The sequence below is a fragment of the Vibrio plantisponsor genome (assembly GCF_013041605.1).
GTDB classification, from domain to species: domain Bacteria; phylum Pseudomonadota; class Gammaproteobacteria; order Enterobacterales; family Vibrionaceae; genus Vibrio; species Vibrio plantisponsor.
In genome coordinates this window covers 1-20,217 of record NZ_JABEQC010000009.1, presented here as the reverse complement: position 1 = coordinate 20,217, position 20,217 = coordinate 1, and the positions used below count along the sequence as shown (strand labels likewise).

General features: G+C 44.2%; 15 protein-coding genes, 1 tRNA gene and 1 rRNA gene. 10 read left to right on the top strand and 7 right to left on the bottom strand.

Going from position 1 to position 20,217, the window contains the following annotated elements:
• Window positions 1-13: 13 nt before the first annotated feature.
• Complete coding sequence (gene gspC / locus HKI82_RS13360) at window positions 14-883, bottom strand: type II secretion system protein GspC (protein WP_102941267.1); 870 nt, start codon at window positions 881-883, stop codon at window positions 14-16.
• Window positions 884-1,137: 254 nt separating this feature from the next.
• On the opposite strand from gspC, the gene hslR reads away from it, so the two are divergent.
• From hslR to HKI82_RS13340, 4 genes are all read left to right on the top strand, one after another.
• Window positions 1,138-1,524, top strand: a complete 387-nt coding sequence (gene hslR / locus HKI82_RS13355; protein WP_102941268.1) for a ribosome-associated heat shock protein Hsp15 — start codon at window positions 1,138-1,140, stop codon at window positions 1,522-1,524.
• A gap of 18 nt (window positions 1,525-1,542) precedes the next feature.
• Window positions 1,543-2,433, top strand: coding sequence for an Hsp33 family molecular chaperone HslO (gene hslO / locus HKI82_RS13350; protein ID WP_171138300.1), 891 nt, complete (start codon window positions 1,543-1,545; stop codon window positions 2,431-2,433).
• A gap of 338 nt (window positions 2,434-2,771) precedes the next feature.
• The gene (pckA, locus tag HKI82_RS13345; protein WP_102941270.1) at window positions 2,772-4,400 is read left to right on the top strand and encodes a phosphoenolpyruvate carboxykinase (ATP); all 1,629 of its coding nucleotides are present in this window, start codon (window positions 2,772-2,774) and stop codon (window positions 4,398-4,400) included.
• A 124-nt stretch (window positions 4,401-4,524) separates the two neighbouring features.
• Complete coding sequence (locus HKI82_RS13340; RefSeq protein ID WP_171138299.1) at window positions 4,525-6,402, top strand: AsmA family protein; 1,878 nt, start codon at window positions 4,525-4,527, stop codon at window positions 6,400-6,402.
• 9 nt (window positions 6,403-6,411) lie between these two features.
• Here HKI82_RS13340 and HKI82_RS13335 read toward each other — a convergent pair whose 3' ends face one another.
• From HKI82_RS13335 to typA, 4 genes are all read right to left on the bottom strand, one after another.
• Window positions 6,412-7,341 carry a bifunctional GNAT family N-acetyltransferase/hotdog fold thioesterase gene (locus HKI82_RS13335; RefSeq protein ID WP_102941272.1) on the bottom strand — a complete coding sequence of 310 codons (930 nt, stop codon included), beginning with the start codon at window positions 7,339-7,341 and terminating at the stop codon, window positions 6,412-6,414.
• Window positions 7,342-7,359: 18 nt separating this feature from the next.
• The gene (gene dtd, locus HKI82_RS13330) at window positions 7,360-7,794 is read right to left on the bottom strand and encodes a D-aminoacyl-tRNA deacylase (RefSeq protein ID WP_042484802.1); all 435 of its coding nucleotides are present in this window, start codon (window positions 7,792-7,794) and stop codon (window positions 7,360-7,362) included.
• Entirely contained in the window at window positions 7,766-8,683 is a 918-nt protein-coding gene (locus HKI82_RS13325; protein ID WP_171138298.1) for a virulence factor BrkB family protein, read from the bottom strand. The genes dtd and HKI82_RS13325 overlap by 29 nt, the downstream gene beginning before the upstream one ends.
• Before the next feature lie 178 nt (window positions 8,684-8,861).
• Entirely contained in the window at window positions 8,862-10,685 is a 1,824-nt protein-coding gene (gene typA, locus HKI82_RS13320) for a translational GTPase TypA (protein ID WP_102941273.1), read from the bottom strand.
• Between the two features lie 502 nt (window positions 10,686-11,187).
• Here typA and glnA point away from each other — a divergent pair.
• From glnA to add, 6 genes are all read left to right on the top strand, one after another.
• Window positions 11,188-12,597: a glutamate--ammonia ligase gene (glnA, locus tag HKI82_RS13315; protein WP_102941274.1), complete on the top strand. Its 1,410-nt coding sequence runs from the start codon at window positions 11,188-11,190 to the stop codon at window positions 12,595-12,597.
• Between the two features lie 121 nt (window positions 12,598-12,718).
• Window positions 12,719-13,240 (top strand): DUF4124 domain-containing protein, encoded by a 522-nt coding sequence (locus tag HKI82_RS13310; RefSeq protein WP_240956722.1) that lies wholly within the window; start codon window positions 12,719-12,721, stop codon window positions 13,238-13,240.
• 134 nt (window positions 13,241-13,374) lie between these two features.
• A complete protein-coding gene (gene glnL / locus HKI82_RS13305) occupies window positions 13,375-14,421 on the top strand; it encodes a nitrogen regulation protein NR(II) (RefSeq protein ID WP_042484782.1) in 1,047 nt (348 codons plus the stop codon).
• A 40-nt stretch (window positions 14,422-14,461) separates the two neighbouring features.
• On the top strand, window positions 14,462-15,865 hold the full coding sequence (glnG, locus tag HKI82_RS13300; RefSeq protein WP_042484779.1) for a nitrogen regulation protein NR(I): 1,404 nt from the start codon (window positions 14,462-14,464) through the stop codon (window positions 15,863-15,865).
• 74 nt (window positions 15,866-15,939) lie between these two features.
• The gene (gene gepA / locus HKI82_RS13295; protein ID WP_171138297.1) at window positions 15,940-18,495 is read left to right on the top strand and encodes a phosphodiesterase GepA; all 2,556 of its coding nucleotides are present in this window, start codon (window positions 15,940-15,942) and stop codon (window positions 18,493-18,495) included.
• Between the two features lie 79 nt (window positions 18,496-18,574).
• Window positions 18,575-19,579 carry an adenosine deaminase gene (gene add, locus HKI82_RS13290; protein ID WP_171138296.1) on the top strand — a complete coding sequence of 335 codons (1,005 nt, stop codon included), beginning with the start codon at window positions 18,575-18,577 and terminating at the stop codon, window positions 19,577-19,579.
• A gap of 328 nt (window positions 19,580-19,907) precedes the next feature.
• Here add and HKI82_RS13285 read toward each other — a convergent pair.
• Together HKI82_RS13285 and rrf are read right to left on the bottom strand one after the other, a co-directional pair.
• A tRNA-Asp gene (locus HKI82_RS13285) sits at window positions 19,908-19,984 on the bottom strand.
• 30 nt (window positions 19,985-20,014) lie between these two features.
• Window positions 20,015-20,130, bottom strand: a 5S ribosomal RNA gene (gene rrf / locus HKI82_RS13280).
• Window positions 20,131-20,217: the final 87 nt, after the last annotated feature.

Genomic DNA, 20,217 nt, shown 5'->3' with positions numbered 1-20,217 from the left:
TGATGCATCAGTCTTACAATTGTATATAGATATCATGCTGTTGACCGTCACGAAGAACTGACAGATTAATCTCCGTCATCTCTGACACCGCAGATGCTAATTCATTCATTACTTCGGGTTTGGTTAGGTCAAACCCGTTAAATTCAATCGCTATATCACCATTTTGCAGGCCAACAGACTCAAATAATGCTGTGTCTCTACCCGGACTCACTCGGTATCCGACGATGGTATCGTCTTCTTTTACTTGAGAAAGACGAACATATTGGAAAATTTCTTGTGGATTCTTGAGAATCGCTTCACGAATCGCATCCAGTTTGTCTTCACTTTGTCTCGCATCATTGGCGACTGGACGTTGGGCTCTAGGTTGGTCAGTGCCGGAAGCCGAATTTCTCGCCGCGTAATCAATGCCATCCAGCATTAGAGTTTCATCTCGACCTGAGTTGTCGATTATGACGCGATCAACAAATACAGCTTTGAGCTTTGCCCTTGTGCCTTCTATAACTTCGTTGATTCCGTAGGTAGACTGAGCACCTCGGTTTGCAATAACAGCCAGATTTTTATCTACATCGCTGCTTGCCACAACACCAACAAGGACTAGGTTTAAACGAGTTTTTGGTGCATCGACAACTTTAGGCGTATCAATCACTGGTGTTGATTCTGAATATTGACCAAACAAGCTGCCGTTTTGCAAAGAAGTAATATCAGTGGCGCTAGCTTTGGTTGGCGTAGAACTGATGTTGGAAGGATTCCAAGCAGAGACAAGAACAGGTTCGCTTTGAACCGTCCAAACCATTTTTCCCAGCATCCATGCTGAAGCAGAGAGCAATACAAGAGTGAGAATGACACTGACTGGGTTCTGCCATTGAGAGATATTTTTCAACATATTAATTTGCCACGCAGTCGAAAGTTATTTTGCTTAACTGCATTCTTCTCGCTTTCCTTGATTAATCATTTGATTTTATTAAATCCCTAGCCATTGCCGTCCGAATAAACAGCAGTCGAACAATATAACATTAAACAACAGAGCATGTTTTTTTCTATTATTAAATTTTCGATTCGGTTGAAAATATGATGCTTAAGCACCACTTTATCCCCCATCGAAGAGTAAAGAGCATTGATTAGAGGTCATTAAACAAAATGAGTTCCACTAACGAAGAAGTTCGGCTCGATAAATGGCTTTGGGCCGCGAGATTTTATAAAACTCGTTCAATTGCACGAAATATGGTCGATGGTGGCAAAGTTCATTATAATGGCCAACGTTCAAAACCAAGCAAGATTGTCGAGCTTGGTGCAGTGATAACCCTGCGCCAAGGTCAAGAAGAAAAAACCGTTACCATTGACAGGATTTCGGATCAAAGGCGCGGTGCACCGGAAGCGCAAACCCTCTATTCAGAAACGCCTGAGAGTATAGAAAAACGTGAACGTCAAGCATTAGCACGCAAGCTAAATGCTCACAACCCAAGCCCAGATCGCCGCCCAGATAAAAAACAGCGTCGAGATCTTCTAAAATTTAAACATCAGTAAATAGCCGGATTATTCCTTATGACTACAAGCGCAAAGGCGACCAACGTATTAAATCGCTACCTATTTGAAGACTTATCAGTACGCGGTGAGCTCGTACAGCTAGATAAAGCGTACCAACAAATTATCACTAGCAAGGAATACCCAGCGCCTATTCAAACTCTGTTGGGCGAGCTACTGGTAGCCACTACTCTGTTAACCGCAACACTAAAATTTGAAGGCTCAATTACCATGCAACTGCAAGGTAATGGTCCTGTCTCTTTAGCGGTAATCAATGGCGACAATAACCAACGCATCCGTGGTGTTGCGCGTTGGGAAGGCGACATCGCCGACGACGCTGGTTTACACGACTTGATGGGTAAAGGTCATCTGGTCATTACCATCGAACCGAAAAAAGGAGAACGTTACCAAGGCGTTGTAGGTCTTGAAGGTGAAAACATTGCTCAAGTGATTGAAAACTACTTCTTGCGTTCTGAGCAGTTAAAAACACGTTTGTGGATTCGCACGGGCGAGCATGAAGGCAAACGTCATGCTGCGGGCATGCTGCTGCAAGTTGTTCCAGATGGTACAGGTTCACCAGATGACTTTGAACACTTAGAGCAACTTACAAATACAGTGAAAAACGAAGAACTTTTCACTCTTGAAGCGAACGAGTTGCTATACCGCCTATACAACCAAGAACAAGTAAAATTGTTTGAACCTCAAGACGTTGAGTTCCTTTGTGGTTGTTCGCGTGATCGTAGCGGTGCGGCTATCGTGACTATCTCTCGAGATGAAATAAACGACATTTTGGCAGAGGAAGGATCGGTTTCTTTACATTGTGATTACTGCGGTACAACGTATTCTTTCGATTCAGCGCAAGTCGCTGAGCTGTACTCACAAGCACAAAGTGACTCAAAAACTCTGCATTAATTCACTAGAATTAACAAGCACGTCATTCTCCCGCAAAAGCCAGCCTAAAGCTGGCTTTTTTTGTGATCAAAACCTAATAAAATCAAGGGTTGCAAGCACCGTACAGCATACTTAATTTCTGAGCATTATTAACGATTTCCTCTGGTATCTCTCGCCAACTACAAGATAAAATACTCAGGCTAAGATATGTGACGAGTTACCTAAAACCATAGGAAATAAGTGGGTATTTTTTGAACTATCTCCCTGTTTTCCCCCAAGGCCGTTGATAGCATGGTTAGCAGATAACAATTAAAAACATTATTACAAAATCCCTACAAAAATCCTTATAAGGAGCACCTATGACCGTTATGGAACATACAAAGGCTGCACAATTAGACCTAACCCAATACGGAATTACTAACGTAACTGAAGTCATACACAACCCAAGTTACGAAACGTTATTCGCCGAAGAAACACGCTCAGATTTAGAAGGCTACGAAAAAGGCGTAGTCACTGAACTGGGTGCAGTCGCAGTAGACACTGGTATCTTTACTGGTCGTTCGCCTAAAGATAAGTTTATCGTTAAAGATGACACCACACGTGACACGCTATGGTGGACATCAGAGCAAGCGAAAAACGATAACAAACCTATCAGCCAAGAAATTTGGAATGACTTGAAAGCTCAAGTTAACAAACAGCTTTCTGGCAAACGTCTATTCGTATTTGACGGTTATTGTGGCGCTAACGCTGACACGCGTTTATGTGTGCGCTTTATTACTGAAGTAGCTTGGCAAGCACACTTCGTGAAAAACATGTTTATCCGCCCAAGTGATGAAGAGTTGGCGAACTTCAAACCTGATTTCGTTGTCATGAACGGTGCTAAGTGCACCAATACAAAATGGCAAGAGCATGGTCTGAACTCTGAAAACTTCACTGTGTTTAACCTGACTGAAAAAATGCAACTTATCGGTGGTACTTGGTACGGCGGTGAGATGAAGAAAGGTATGTTCGCAATGATGAACTATTTCCTTCCTCTTCAAGGTATCGCGTCTATGCACTGTTCTGCGAACATGGGTAAAGATGGCGACGTTGCGATTTTCTTTGGTCTGTCTGGCACAGGTAAAACCACGCTTTCTACCGATCCAAAACGCGCATTGATCGGTGATGATGAGCACGGTTGGGACGATGACGGTGTTTTCAACTTCGAAGGCGGCTGCTACGCGAAAACTATCAAGCTTTCTAAAGAAGCTGAGCCAGATATCTACAACGCAATTCGTCGTGACGCTCTACTAGAAAACGTGACGGTTCGTGCCGATGGTTCTATCGACTTTGATGACGGTTCGAAAACTGAAAACACTCGTGTTTCTTACCCTATCTATCATATCGATAACATCGTTAAGCCAGTTTCAAAAGGCGGCCATGCGAATAAAGTTATCTTCTTGTCAGCGGATGCGTTCGGTGTTCTACCACCTGTATCTAAATTGACTCCAGAACAAACCAAATACCACTTCCTGTCAGGATTCACTGCAAAACTAGCCGGTACTGAACGTGGTATTACCGAACCAACACCAACCTTCTCTGCTTGTTTCGGCGCAGCGTTCCTAACGCTACACCCAACTAAGTATGCTGAAGTACTGGTAAAACGTATGGAAGCGGTAGGCGCAGAAGCTTACCTAGTGAATACAGGTTGGAACGGTTCAGGCAAACGTATCTCAATTCAAGATACTCGCGGTATCATTGATGCGATTTTGGATGGCTCTATTGAACAGGCAGAAACAAAACACGTGCCTATTTTCAATCTAGAAATTCCAACCGCATTGCCTGGCGTTGATCCATCAATTCTAGACCCACGTGATACTTACGTTGACCCACTACAATGGGAAAGCAAAGCAAAAGATCTTGCTACTCGCTTCATCAACAACTTCGATAAGTACACAGACAATGCAGAAGGTAAATCACTAGTCGCAGCGGGTCCGCAACTAGACTAAAACGATCACCTCAGCATTTGACGTTAAAAAACTAAGCAAGCCCCTATTTTTAGGGGCTTTTTTGTTGAAGCAAATCCATATTTGATCAAAGCTGTTGGCTTGTTCCGTTTAGCCGATACAAACCATGAAGAAGCTGTTAGCACTAGGGATTGGAGTTATAGCCTTACTACTTACGTTAACGTTGGTGGTATTTGGTGTCATGCACACTCGCTATTTTACCCCTTCAGCACAATGGTTAACTCAACAGTTATGGCCGGATAAGCTCTCTTTTTCTGAGCTCGATTACGAATATCCAGCTCACTTCACCTTGCACAACGTCAGTATTGAGACGAAAGAACAACCACTCTCTTTTTCCAAAGTTGATATCTGGCTAAACGAAAAGCTAATCAAACAAGACAAGCTCGTTATTGATAGTTTGTTGCTCGATGGCGCGAACTTTTCTCAAGGTCTGCCGTCTTCAGACTTCCTTCAAAACTTACAGTTGAATCAACTTGCGCTGCACAATGTGGACTTCTCGCATCAAGGAGTAATTGCCCGAGGTGTCAACCTTCAGGTGAAACACCCTCAATGGAGAGACCACGAACAGCTACTGCCTTATGGTGAACTTCAGCTTTCCGCAGATCAGTTTTATTGGGATGGTGAAGCTTTCGACAAGGTTTTGATTGATGCAGATAACAAAACGAATGACAGTACTGTTTATGGAGCATCATTTAAATGGCGGGGCGCAGATTTTTCCGGTCAGGCAGAGCAGTTTGCTTCGGGATGGTCACTGATTAACACCACCATCAGCCACTTAAAGCTACCAGAATCATTAAGCAGCACGGCCGATAAACTGTGGCAACAAGCGATAAAATACATCACACATATCAACAGTCTGGATATTCTTAACAGCCAGATCACGGTCGCTGGCTTTGAACTTGAAAACACTGCCGCTTCGTTGGAGAACTTCTCTCTCACTGAATCTGTCTGGCAACAAGACAAAGGTTACCTGTCATTAAACGCTGATTCGATTTCATGGAAAGGTCTACAGTGGGTAGAACCAAGCATTAAGCTCGATTTTTCTGACCAAGCCATTTCTATCAGTGATTTTTCAACAGAAGTTTTGCAAGGCGGTATTCGTTTATCAGGTACCGTGACACCAACCAGCATCCACCTAAAACAGCTTAATGCGAGAGGCATTAAATGGTTTGCTGAAACACAGCAAGATTTAGCTTGGATTCCAGCACAGTGGCCACAACTCAATGAGCTTGCCATAGATAGCTTGGCTATCAACAATCTGCAGCTGATTCAGCTTATTAATAAACCTTTCTGGCAACTGTCTGGGTTAACCATTGAAGGCTCTGATACACAGTTGATTAAAAACGCTCAGTGGGGCTTGTGGGATGGAAAACTATCTGTCAGTGCTAATAGCGCAAGCATTGGAGAGCTGGTGAGCACTCAAGGTGTCATTGAAATGCACAGTGATAACGGTAAATGGCAACTCGATAGAGCCTTTATTCCGCTTGAAAAAGGCTATCTAGAAGCAAACGCTAATTGGGATTTCACTCAGCCCAGCGCACCTTGGTCTTTGACGGCGCATGCTGATGGTCTGCCACTTCCTGTGATAAACCACTTCATCCAACTGCCAGTAAAAATCGACGCAATTACTGAATTCGACATCAATGCTGAAGGTTTGGCAGGCGACTATTCCATGCTTTCCCACTCTATTACTGGAGAGCTTAATGGCAGCATGCGTGACGGCATTATGGTTCTGAATACTTCAGACTCACTGGTTGTTCAACCATTTGACGTTGATAACCTTAAATTGACTGCAGACAGAGGCCGAATCAGCCTTGCGAAAACACCTTTGAAGGGATTAGGGTTGGATGCCGATGTTGTTGCCCAACTTGATTTGGTTTCACCTCAAGAAGGGCAATTTCGCATTGATGTGAGCCAAGGCTGTAAAAAGGTCAGCTATGATCTGCTGAGAAATACGCAGCAACAGCTGCCTTGCCCCGACTAAAGCGCGGCATTAACTCGCGCCAGCTTTCTTTAGGATCTCTTGATAATTCGGAATAAGCATGTAGGTTCCAACGAACGCTACAGCGTCAACATCACCACTCGATATATTCACATTCACCACAATTCGGGCTTTGCGACCAGAGGCTAAACGATCCAGGTCACCACTAATGCCATCTAAGGATGTAGAAGCAACCGGATTGTGCACTACAGGGTGATGATAGCGGATATTGCTGTCCACCAGCACGATATCGCCCTCTAGGCCACGTTCACGCATCAACAGCCACGCCATTCCCCAGCCAGTCAAGGTAGCCAAAGTAAAAGCAGAACCTGCAAACATCGTATTGTGTGGATTGAGATTCGGGTTTATCTGCGCACAGCACTGAAACTGATAGCCGGTATATTGCTGAACTTTGATGCCCATTTTATCGCTGATCGGAATTTGAGTTGCCCAACGATCCTGAAGCTCAGTACACCATTCTGGCTTACGTAATACATTTGCCATTGGGTCGAGATGCTTCACCATTTGCTGATGACGAACAGGGCCTCGCTCATCGTTCAATTCACCACGACGCTCAAAGCCGTTTCTTTCATAAAATGAAATCGCATCCTCACGGGCATTACATACCAGACGTTTAGCCCCTTCCTGACGCGCTAGAGACTCCAGAGCAACTAATACTAACGATCCCATACCCTTATTGCGACGAGCCGCCTTCACCGCCATATAGCGGATTTGGCCCTCACTGTCAGGGGTAATGTACAAACGACCGATTGCAATGGGTCTTCCTCTACCATCGACAATCATGCGGTGATGACTCATAGGGTCATATTCATCGCGCTCTGAGCCGATAGGCATTCGCCAAGGCTCTCGCAACATCTGCCAGCGGAAGTGGTAATACTTATTGAGCTGATTATCCGTAGTCGGCGTAATAAGTTTAAACATAGATTCCGTTCCTAAACATTATACCTGCAACCAGAATGTCACAGGTCCATCGTTGACCAGTGAGACTTTCATGTCTGCCGCAAAGCGTCCTCGCTCAGTTGGCAAAACTTCTTCACATAGGTCAGAAAAATAATTATACAGACGCTCAGCATCTTGTGGATGAGCACCACGAGAAAACCCCGCTCGCGTCCCTTTTTTTGTATCTGCTGGCAGAGTGAACTGAGAAACAACCAACACGCTGCCACCCACATCTTTCACACTTAAATTCATTTTGCCAGCTTGGTCTTCGAATACTCGGTAGGAAGTCACGCGCTCCATCAAACGCTTAGCTTTCGCTTCGTCATCTTCACGTTCGACACCGAGCAATACCAATAAACCTTTTTCAATTTCACCGACCACTTCACCGTCGACGCGTACTGCAGCTTCACTTACTCGTTGAATCAACGCTATCACTGGAATTCTCTTCCTTGTCACTCTTTGAAAGGGAACTCGAGTTTACCATGTCTTCTTCCTCACTCCAGCATTCACGCTCACCCAAAGCCGCCGTGACTTCTGCACCAATCAAGACAATCATCCAGCACAAATATATCCAGACGAACAGAATCGGAATCGCAGCCAGCGCCCCGTAGATAAGCTGATATGAAGGGAAATGAGTAATGTAGGCCGCAAAGGCTTTCTTACTCAGTTCAAAGAGAATAGCCGCCACCAGCGCTCCGGCAAGGGAATGATAAATATAGACCTTTTTATTCGGAACCAGTAAGTACAAACCCGAAAAAGCGAAAAAAGAGAGCAGGAATGGAAGCCAGCGCAAAAACAGGTTATAGACGCCAACCAGAGCCTCGCTGTCAATGATTTTCAATGAGGTGATATAAGACGTCATTGCAATACTCGCACCCAATAGCAAAGGCCCAAGCGTCAAAATCATCCAGTACATGGAAAAAGAAAAAACAACACGTCGTTTATTTCTTACTCGCCATATGTAGTTCAAGTTTTTATCTATGTTGGAAATCAGCATTAGCGCTGCAATAAACAAAAACACACCACCGACGGCGGTCATTTTCGCAGTATTAGCAATGAACTCTGACAATGCCGTTCTCACAGCAATACCAGCAGCTGGAACGAAGTGTTCAATAACAAAATCTTGCAGAATTTCTCCCACATTAGAGAAGATCTCAAAAGACGACATGATAGCGAGAGAAACCGTAAACATAGGTACGATAGAAAGCAAAGTGATGTACGCCAGATATCCCGCATTTACATTCACGCGATCATGCTTGACTCTCAAAAGCAGATAACGGCTAAATGCAAAGGTCTGCTTAGCTAAGTTCTGTAAGTTCAACATTCTCTCCTAGGGGTGGGAATCACATCACCTGTTCATTTTAAGCGATGAAGTAAGAATTTGCTTAACCCATTGATTCATTATTGATTTGCCAAGGTATTCTTGCATACAAACGACAAAAACAAAAAGCCCCGAACTGTATCAGCTCGGGGCTTTAGAAACGTTAGCAGTGAGTGGTTAATTAACCGCGAGCTGCACGTTTACGATCGTTTTCCGTTAGGTGACGCTTACGGATACGGATGCTCTCTGGTGTTACTTCCACTAGTTCGTCATCATCAATGAATTCTAGAGCTTGCTCTAGAGTGAACTTGATTGCTGGAGTCAGAACCTGAGCTTCATCAGTACCAGATGCACGTACGTTAGTTAGCTGCTTACCTTTCAGACAGTTAACTGTTAGGTCATTTGAACGGTTATGGATACCGATTACTTGGCCTTCGTAAACTTCATCAGCGTGTTCTGCAAATAGACGACCACGTTCCTGAAGGTTGAACAGTGCATAAGTCAACGCTTTACCTGTCGCATTTGAAATCAATACGCCGTTTACACGCTGACCAATTTCGCCACCTTTGTGCGGAGCGTAATGATCAAACGTATGGTAAAGAAGACCAGAACCTGAAGTTAGCGTTAAGAACTCTGTTTGGAAACCAATCAGACCACGAGAAGGCATCAAGAAATCAAGACGCACACGGCCTTTACCGTCTGGAGACATGTCTTTCAGTTCGCCTTTACGCATACCGATTTTCTCCATGATACCGCCTTGGTGTTCTTCTTGAACGTCGATAGTCACAGTTTCAAACGGTTCCATTAGCTGACCATTTTCTTCTTTCAGAATTACTTCTGGACGAGATACAGCAAGCTCGAAGCCTTCACGACGCATGTTCTCGATAAGAATTGACAGGTGAAGCTCACCACGGCCAGAAACACGGAATTTATCTGGATCGTCTGTTTGTTCAACACGTAGTGCAACGTTGTGAACCAATTCTTTTTCAAGACGCTCAAGAATGTTACGTGAAGTTACGAACTTACCTTCTTTACCAGCAAACGGAGAAGTGTTTACTTGGAAAGTCATGGTTACTGTTGGCTCATCAACACTTAGTGGAGGAAGAGCTTCAACCGTGTTCACGTCACAGATGGTGTCAGAGATTTTTAGTTCGCCAAGACCAGTAATTGCAACGATGTCGCCAGCCGTTGCTTGTTCAGTTTCAGAACGTTGTAGACCTAGGTAACCAAGAACTGTACCGACTTTACCGTTACGTTTCTTACCATCAGCACTAACTACAGTTACTTGCTGGTTTGGTTTTACTGTACCGCGAGTTACACGACCAACACCGATTACACCTACGTATGAGCTGTAATCAAGCTGAGAGATCTGCATTTGCAGTGCGCCATCAGGGTCAACTTGTGGTGGTTCAACGTTGTCAACGATAGCTTGGAACAGTGGTTCCATGTTCTCGCCAGTTACGCCTTCTTCCAGAGTTGCCCAACCGTTAAGAGCTGAAGCGTAAACCACTTGGAAATCTAGCTGCTCATCACTTGCACCTAGGTTATCAAACAGGTCAAAAACTTGGTCCATTACCCAATCAGGACGAGCACCTGGACGGTCGATTTTGTTGATAACGACGATTGGTTTCAAACCGTGAGCAAACGCTTTTTGCGTTACGAAACGAGTTTGTGGCATAGGGCCGTCAACTGCGTCAACGATCAAACATACGCAGTCAACCATAGACATGATACGTTCAACTTCACCGCCGAAGTCCGCGTGTCCCGGAGTATCTACGATATTGATACGGTAATCATTCCAGTTAATTGCTGTGTTTTTAGCAAGGATTGTAATACCACGTTCTTTTTCGATATCGTTCGAGTCCATGACTCGCTCTTCGATGTCACCGCGTGATTCTAACGTACCCGATTGTTGGAGTAGTTTATCAACAAGAGTCGTTTTACCGTGGTCAACGTGCGCGATGATCGCGATATTTCTTAATTTATCTATCTGTGGAGTAGCCATGGAGTTTGCTTCACTTATATACACAAAATAGCCCGCCTTTATGGGATATAAAGACGTAGCCTTAATTTGGTTCAAAAAACGGGCAATAATGTACCAGATTTTGGCGAAAAACCTAGGAATATGTGATCTATCACGCTGATTTTCACTCTATAGAGCCTAGTCGTTAAACTTAATTTAAACAAACAGTGACAAATTAAAGTTAGTTACACTTAAAAATATAGAGTGAATCATTGTGTGAATAGTGTACGCTTTGATAGAAATTGGTGCACTGCACACGCAGTTGCACCAATTCAGTTCATCAAAGGATCTTTTTGGTGCAACAGTAAGCACCAAAAAAAACATAACGCAAGTAATGCATTGATTTATATGAGCTAAAATGTTTGGCACGAATATCGCAAGCATGTGACCAACATCGATTAAGATGGTTTAAGCACTAATTGATGCAAGAAACTAATTTTGATTCGAGCCCAAATCGCTTTATTAACACTGGAGGTTATCCGAGATGTCAGTAGAAAACGTACTATCGCTGATTCAAGAAAACGAAGTTAAGTTTGTGGACCTACGTTTCACAGATACAAAAGGTAAAGAGCAACACATTTCGATTCCTGCTCACCAAATTGATGCAGACTTCTTCGAAGATGGCAAAATGTTCGATGGTTCATCAGTTGCTGGCTGGAAAGGCATTAATGAATCTGACATGGTGATGATGCCTGACGCTTCATCTGCTGTGTTAGACCCATTCACAGAAGCATCAACACTAAACATCCGTTGTGACATCCTAGAACCTGCAACAATGCAAGGTTACGACCGCGACCCTCGTTCTATCGCTAAACGTGCTGAAGAGTACATGCGTTCAACTGGTATCGCAGACACTGTATTTGTTGGTCCAGAGCCAGAATTCTTCCTATTTGACGATGTTAAGTTCTCAACTGACATGTCAGGTTCTTTCTTCAAGATCGACGACGTAGAAGCTGCATGGAACACTGGTTCTGATTACGAAGATGGTAACAAAGGTCACCGTCCAGGCGTTAAAGGTGGTTACTTCCCAGTAGCTCCAGTGGATTCATCTCAAGACCTTCGTTCTGCTATGTGTCTAATCATGGAAGAAATGGGCCTTATTGTTGAAGCTCACCACCATGAAGTTGCAACTGCGGGTCAAAACGAAATCGCAACTCGTTTCAACACGCTAACAGCAAAAGCTGACGAAATCCAAATCTACAAGTATGTTGTTCACAACGTGGCTCACGCGTTTGGTAAAACAGCGACTTTCATGCCTAAACCACTAGTTGGCGACAACGGTTCTGGTATGCACGTTCACCAATCTCTAGCGAAAGACGGTGTTAACCTATTCGCTGGTGACAAGTACGGCGGCCTATCTGAAATGGCGCTTTACTACATCGGTGGTATCATCAAACACGCTCGTGCATTGAACGCGTTGACTAACCCATCAACTAACTCGTACAAACGTTTGGTTCCTCACTACGAAGCGCCAGTTATGCTTGCTTACTCAGCACGTAACCGTTCTGCGTCTATCCGTATTCCAGTGGTACCAAGCCCTAAAGCTCGTCGTATCGAAGTTCGCTTCCCAGATCCAGCAGCAAACCCATACCTAGCATTCGCAGCAATGCTGATGGCTGGTCTTGACGGTATCAAGAACAAGATCCACCCAGGCGAAGCTATGGATAAAGACTTGTACGATCTACCAGCAGAAGAAGAAGCAGAGATTCCAAAAGTTGCAGAATCTCTACAACAAGCTCTGCAATGTCTAGATCAAGACCGTGAGTTCTTAACTGCTGGCGGCGTATTCTCTGATGACTTCATCAACTCTTACATCGAGCTGAAGACTAAAGACGTACAACGTGTGAACGTAGCCGTTCACCCACTAGAGTTCGAACTATACTACTCAGTATAAGAATTCGCTTTAACGATATATCAGGCTCGCCTCGCAGGCGGGCCTTTTTTCTATTCTCAGATACGAATTTCTCTTTAGCATAATCAGCACCATTTGATTCCACTTCGTATCGGAGATCACATTGAAAAACGCTCTACTTCTATTTTTTCTGCTGAGTGTAAGTAACTCAGCAATAAGCAAAGAGATATACACTTGGTTAGACGACAAAGGTGTACAGCATTTTAGTGATACCCCTCAACCAAGCGCAAGGCCTCTCACAATATCGGTTTCCGAAACGACACAAAGCGACTACTCATTATCAGGGAATGAGCTTCCGAAGCAGCAAAAAACGCAAAGTCCTGATAAAAGCCTAATTCCACTCACTATCAACATCTTGTCGCCCAGTGATGGTGAAACCATTCGCAGTAATGAAGGCAATATAAGCGTCAGCATTGGCCTAAACAGGGCGCTTGAAGACTCAGAACAACTACAATTGCTGATGAATGGGCAGCCAATAGGTGCGCCTAGCACCAAAACGGTGTGGCAGCTCAAAAACATTGAACGAGGCTCTCATCGCTTTTCAATTCAGGCAGTTGGAAGCGGCAAGGTTATTGCATCTGGCTCTGTTGTAACGGTGTATCTTCATCGGGCGTCCGTGAATTAGTCGATAAGCTACTAATTAGCCTGATATCACAAAGAGTTTTTCTTTTTCTTTGCATACCGTTGCGCCATACTTGACATTTCAATGCACCAAAAAGGTGCGTTGCATTATTTTGGAACACGGACAAGGAAAAAACTGTGAATGCAGAACTGAGTCACACCATTTTAAACAACGTCGTAACGGCCACTTTAATGTTGGACGAATTGTTGTGCGTACGTTATGCAAACCCAGCCGCCGAGCAACTGTTCTCACAAAGCGCTAAACGTATTACCAACCAGCCACTTTCCAAGCTGATTCAACATGCATCGATGGATTTGGCATTGCTGACTCAACCTTTGCAAAGTGGTCAAAGCATTACCGATAGCGACGTGACGTTTGTTGTCGATGGTAAGCCGTTAATGCTTGAAGTGACGGTTAGCCCAATGTCGTGGGAAAAAGAGTTGTATTTGTTGGTAGAAATGCGCCGCATTGGTCAGCAAAGACGCCTAACTCAAGAGCTCAACCAACATGCACAACAACAAGCCGCCAAATTACTGGTTCGCGGTTTGGCTCATGAAATTAAAAACCCTCTAGGCGGATTACGCGGGGCGGCGCAGCTTTTAGAGCGAATGCTTCCCGATCAAAGCCTTACCGAATACACCCAAATTATTATTGAACAAGCTGATCGCCTAAGGGCTTTGGTTGACCGCTTACTGGGTCCGCAAAAACCGGGTAAAAAGAAGTCAGAAAACCTGCACCTCATTTTAGAAAAAGTACGTCAGCTTGTTGAACTCGAAGGTGGGCCTGAGTTAGTCATTGAACGCGACTATGACCCAAGCTTACCGGATATCGTGATGGACACGGATCAAATTGAGCAAGCACTGCTTAATATCGTCAGTAATGCAGCACAAATCTTATCTAATCAAAAACATCAACAGATCACGCTGCGTACCAGAACCGTTCATCAAGCAACCATTCAAGGCCAACGACATAAGTTAGTGGCCAGAATAGAGATTACAGACAACGGTCCGGGCATTCCGATGGAATTGCAAGACACCTTGTTCTACCCAATGGTCAGTGGACGAGAAGGTGGAACGGGTCTAGGGCTATCAATCTCTCAAAACCTGATCGACCAGCACAATGGAAAAATTGAAGTAGAAAGCTGGCCAGGCAGAACCACGTTCACTATTTATTTACCAATTTAGACACATTAGTCACAAGATTTGCTGCTAAGGAATTAAAACTATGAGTAAAGGATACGTATGGGTTGTCGATGACGACAGTTCTATCCGCTGGGTTATGGAAAAGACTCTTTCATCAGCCAATATCAAATGTGAAACCTTTTCCGATGCCGAAAGCGTTTTAATGGCGTTAGAGCGAGAAACACCTGATGTGTTAGTTTCCGATATTCGTATGCCGGGGATTGACGGCATCGAGTTACTCAACCAGGTACATTCGCGTTCGCCAGAACTGCCGGTCATCATCATGACAGCTCACTCTGATTTGGACGCGGCTGTTAACGCCTACCAAAAAGGCGCTTTTGAATACTTACCGAAGCCATTTGATGTGGATGAGACGCTGACTCTGGTTGAACGTGCCATTGCGCACGGCCAAGAGCAACGTAAAGAGCAATCAAAGCAACTCGAGCAATCCTATGATTCACCAGAAATCATTGGTGAAGCTCCGGCAATGCAAGAAGTGTTTCGCGCTATCGGTCGCTTGTCTCGTTCTTCCATCTCTGTATTGATTAACGGTGAATCCGGTACGGGTAAAGAGCTGGTCGCGCATGCTCTGCATCGTCACAGTCCTCGCGCTCAAAAACCGTTTATCGCTCTAAACATGGCTGCGATTCCTAAAGATCTGATTGAATCTGAGCTGTTTGGTCACGAAAAAGGTGCCTTTACAGGAGCAAACAACGTGCGCCAAGGCCGATTTGAGCAAGCAAACGGCGGTACACTATTCCTTGATGAAATCGGTGACATGCCACTCGATATTCAGACTCGTTTATTACGGGTATTGGCAGATGGTCAGTTCTACCGTGTGGGTGGTCACTCAGCAATAAAGGTTGATGTACGTATCGTAGCTGCGACTCACCAGAACTTAGAAAAACTGGTTCACCAAGGTAAGTTTCGTGAAGACTTGTTCCATCGTTTGAATGTAATACGTATTCAAATTCCATCTTTACGTGAACGCCGTCAAGATATCGAGAAGCTCACTCAACATTTCCTCGCACTTGCCGCTAAAGAACTTGGTGTCGAGATGAAAACTCTTCATCCTAAAGCTGTAGAAATCCTTAACCGTCTAGATTGGCCGGGTAACGTTCGTCAACTAGAAAACATGTGTCGTTGGTTAACGGTCATGGCAAGCGGTTCAGAGGTTCTGCCAAGTGATCTTCCATCAGAACTGATTTCAGAGAAGAAGAGTGTCGATTTTGAAAATGATACCAGTTGGCAAAAGCAGTTGGAGTCGTGGGCTAAATCAGCACTGGCATCGGGAGAAACGGAAATTCTTTCGTACGCATTACCTGAATTCGAACGTATACTTCTAGAAGCAGCACTACATCATACGAATGGTCATAAACAAGATGCTGCAAAAGTACTAGGCTGGGGTCGTAACACGCTTACAAGGAAACTCAAAGAGCTGTACTGATTTTATTTCTATCAGGCATTTGATGAGCCCTTTCCTGTAGGCATAGGAATAGTGCTTTTATTAAGATCAGGGATATGCCTTTTAAGAAGCAAATAAAACTAAAAACTGCTGTATTGCTACCGTTCGTGATCATCTTCTCGGTCACGTTCGGAGTGATTGCTTTTGTCCAAAAAGCCAACTACGAACAAATGGTGCAGGATATCAGTAGTAAACAACTGACCTATCTGACCAATAATGTTGAACAGCGCCTCTACAATTTTCTCGAAGAACCTTTTTTAGCGAACTTAAGTTTGAGTCACAATCTCGGCTTCAGTCACCTCTATCAAAAAGGCAACACGCAAAAAATAGAAGACTTCTTCAGATTCAACTTTTCAGATCTCTATAAATCTATCCCCCAGTTGGATGTGATCGGGTTTGGTGGCATCAACGCAGAATATATCGGCTTCCGAAAAGAGGTGGATCAAAGCTACACCTTGATGGTTCAAGATAGACGCACCCAAAATAAGCTCGTTATTTATCAGAACGATATTATTAGTAAGGATGTCCGTTCTGTAATAGACAATTATGACCCGCGAGTGCGTCCTTGGTATGCCCCTGTCGCTGAAAGTCCTAAACCGACGTGGTCTTCAATTTATACCAACGCCGATGAGCGACAAGAGATCACCCTTTCTTCACTAAGCCCGGTTTTTCAAGACAAACAATTTGTCGGCGTCTCGGTCGCAGATGTCAAGATCGATACATTTAATGCCTTTTTGCGTGCAATGAAGCAGCAAACTGAGGCAGATATCTACATTTTTGATAATGAGCACCGACTTATTGCTCATTCAAGTGCTGGCGGTGTGGTTTCTTGGGGAACAAGCTTATCGCCGAAAGGGACTCGTTTGATGACGACAGAAAACGCCAGCCCTGTCATTAAAGCCAGCGCGGAACACTTCAAACAGCTTGAACAACCCACTGATATCGCGACGAAAAATTTCGTCACTCATGTTAACAGTGATCGCTATTTCAACAAGGTTACACCTTTTGAAGACGAGTTTGGATTGCATTGGTTTATCGGCGTCTCAATTTCAGAGCCGAATTTATTAGGTGAAGTACCTTACAATCAACGTAATGCTTGGTATATCGGCCTATTAATCAGCTTGTTTGGCATTGGCATCGGCTACATCGCGTTTAATCGTATTACCGCGCCAATTACATCCACAGCTTCCGCAGCTCAGCATTTGGCACGTGGTGACTGGGCAACACCGATGCCAAAATCCGGCAACATCTATGAAACCAGCTTACTGGTTCACGCCTTTAATGAAATGGCCAACAACCTGAAAGCGTCGTTTAAAGCTCTGCGAACCCAGTTGGTGTATGACTCACTTACAAAACTTTATAGTCGCGAAGGTTTAGTTGAAAGTTGCAGTAACCTCAAGAATCTCAACGGCTGTTTGTTCCTTATTGGCATTGATAAATTCAGGGATATCAACGATAGCTTGGGTCACCAATTGGCAGACCAACTACTTATCGCTATCGCACAACGGCTTAAAAACATTTATGCATCCGATGCTTATATCGCTCGAATTGGCGGCGATGAATTTGCACTGTATCTGCCTCTCGTACAAGATGAGCAGGAAATTCAAGATGAAGCGAACCGCATTCTGCAGTTATTTGCTACGCCTTACTCAATGCCAAACGAGCCTATCGCAGTCAACGTATCTGTCGGCATAGTGCATAACTCCGATTCAACCAACATGACTGTCTGGCTCAGAAACGGCAGTATCGCTCTAAGCAATGCCAAATCAGATTCAACACGAATCAGTTACTACGCACCGGAAATGGCGGGAATATCTCGTAAAAGAACGCAGATGGTTACCTTGTTAAAAGTCGCCATCGAGAAGCATGAATTTGTCCCGTTCTATCAGCCCATCGTTGACTTAAACAGTGGTGAAGTTCTAGGCGCAGAAGCTCTTGCTCGTTGGATTTCACCTGAACTTGGTTTGGTTCCGCCAACCGAATTCATTCCCGTAGCGGAAGAAAGCGGGCTGATCAACACCATTGGTGAACAGATACTCCTTCAAGCTTGCATCGACACAGTAAAAGGGATTGAAGAAGGGAAATGGGCTTGCGATTTTCGTATGCACGTCAATTTGTCTGTAAGTCAGCTTTCCAGCTATCTCTTCCTACCGCAACTTGAAGAAATACTGCGTATCACACAGTTAAGACCAAGCAATCTGGCGTTAGAGATTACTGAATCGAAGATCGTGGATAACGACCCAATCATTTTGAGCAACATGCTTGCGTTGAAAAAATTAGGGATACATATCGCTATCGATGATTTTGGCACTGGCTACAGTTCGTTATCTTACCTTCATAAGCTGCCATTTGATTGCTTGAAGATAGATAGAGCCTTTGTTACTCAGCTTAATCATGACCATCTTGAAGAAAGTATCGTTGCGGCCATTATCAACATGATGAAAGGTTTCAAAGTACAACTTGTCGCGGAAGGGATTGAAACTCAGGAGCAAGTTGACTTGCTTCACCAACTAAATTGCCCACAAGGCCAAGGCTTTCTATTCAGTAAACCAATCCCTTACCAAGAATGGCCAACAAACTTAGTTAACATGAGGCAAAAAACAGCAAATTAGGCTTATTTTGCCTCGTTCAGCTACTGACAGGTGGGACATAGGTTCTTATACTTCACCCAGATAACAATGGGGATAGATAATGATAACCAAGAACTTACCATTAACGGATTTACACCGTCATTTAGATGGCAATATACGCACTCAAACTATCCTAGATTTAGGCACAAAGTTTGGTGTGAAATTACCTGCGAATAACATTATCGATTTAACACCTCATGTGCAGATAGTAGAAGCAGAACCCTCATTGGTCGCATTTCTATCAAAACTCGATTGGGGTGTAGCGGTATTAGGCGATTTGGATGCATGCCGACGCGTAGCCTATGAAAACGTAGAAGATGCACTGAATGCGCAAATTGACTACGCTGAACTTCGCTTCTCTCCTTATTACATGGCGATGAAGCACAACTTACCAGTGGAAGGTGTCGTTGAAGCCGTTGTTGATGGTGTGAAAGCTGGCATTCGTGACTTTGGTATCAAAGCTAACCTTATCGGTATCATGAGCCGTACGTTTGGCACAGAGGCCTGTCAACAAGAACTCAACGCAATCCTATCTCAACGAGATAACATTGTTGCCGTCGACTTAGCGGGTGACGAACTGGGCCAACCAGGTGAGCTTTTCACTAGTCACTTTAAACAAGTTCGTGATTCAGGCTTAAATATCACTGTTCATGCTGGAGAAGCAGCTGGCCCAGAAAGTATGTGGCAAGCCATTCAAGATCTTGGTGCTACACGTATTGGACATGGTGTGAAAGCAATTCAAGATCCTAAACTGATGGATTACTTAGCAGAGCATAAGATAGGTATTGAGTCTTGCTTAACATCTAATATTCAAACCAGCACTGTTGAAAGCTTACAGAATCACCCTTTGAAACAATTCTTAGAACATGGTGTACTTGCTTGCCTGAATACCGATGACCCAGCCGTAGAGGGTATAGAGCTACCACACGAGTACGAAGTCGCAGCGCCTCAAGCTGGTTTGTCTCAGGAGCAAATTCGCCAAGCTCAAATAAACGGTTTAGAACTGGCATTTTTGTCTGACTCAGAAAAAGAAGCGCTTAAACTAAAAGCTGCCAAAAGAGCTTAAGCGTAATACGTTAGAAGCCGATGCATCTGCATCGGCTTTTTTATATCTGTTTTTTGAGATGGGGAAGCATTTGAAAAGTGGGATGAAAAGGATACAAAGAGTTCGGTCGATATGGACTAGCCCTGCTAAAACGAGGTCTTCAAGCATAACAAGCTCATGATTCCTCAAAAGACCCTACCGTAACTTCCACACCTTCTTGGTACATCGCCAGTGTGACAGGTCTACTATCTTTTAAACCAAGTGCAACCTACTGAATTACCGCTTTGCCTTGGTCACTTTTCTTCAGACGTAAAAAAGCCCCGTCATTTCTGACGAGGCTTTCAAATAGTGGCGGAGCGGACGGGACTCGAACCCGCGACCCCCGGCGTGACAGGCCGGTATTCTAACCAACTGAACTACCGCTCCGCATTGGTTAGCGCTTGGTGCTAAATATGAGCCTGGCGATGTCCTACTCTCACATGGGGAAACCCCACACTACCATCGGCGCTAATTCGTTTCACTTCTGAGTTCGGCATGGAATCAGGTGGGTCCAAATCGCTATGGTCGCCAAGCAAATTCTTTAATTCGGAAAGCTGTTTTCAGTTCTTATACACAATCAAGTTTATGTTCTTATTTGAGCCCACAAAACCCCTTGGGTG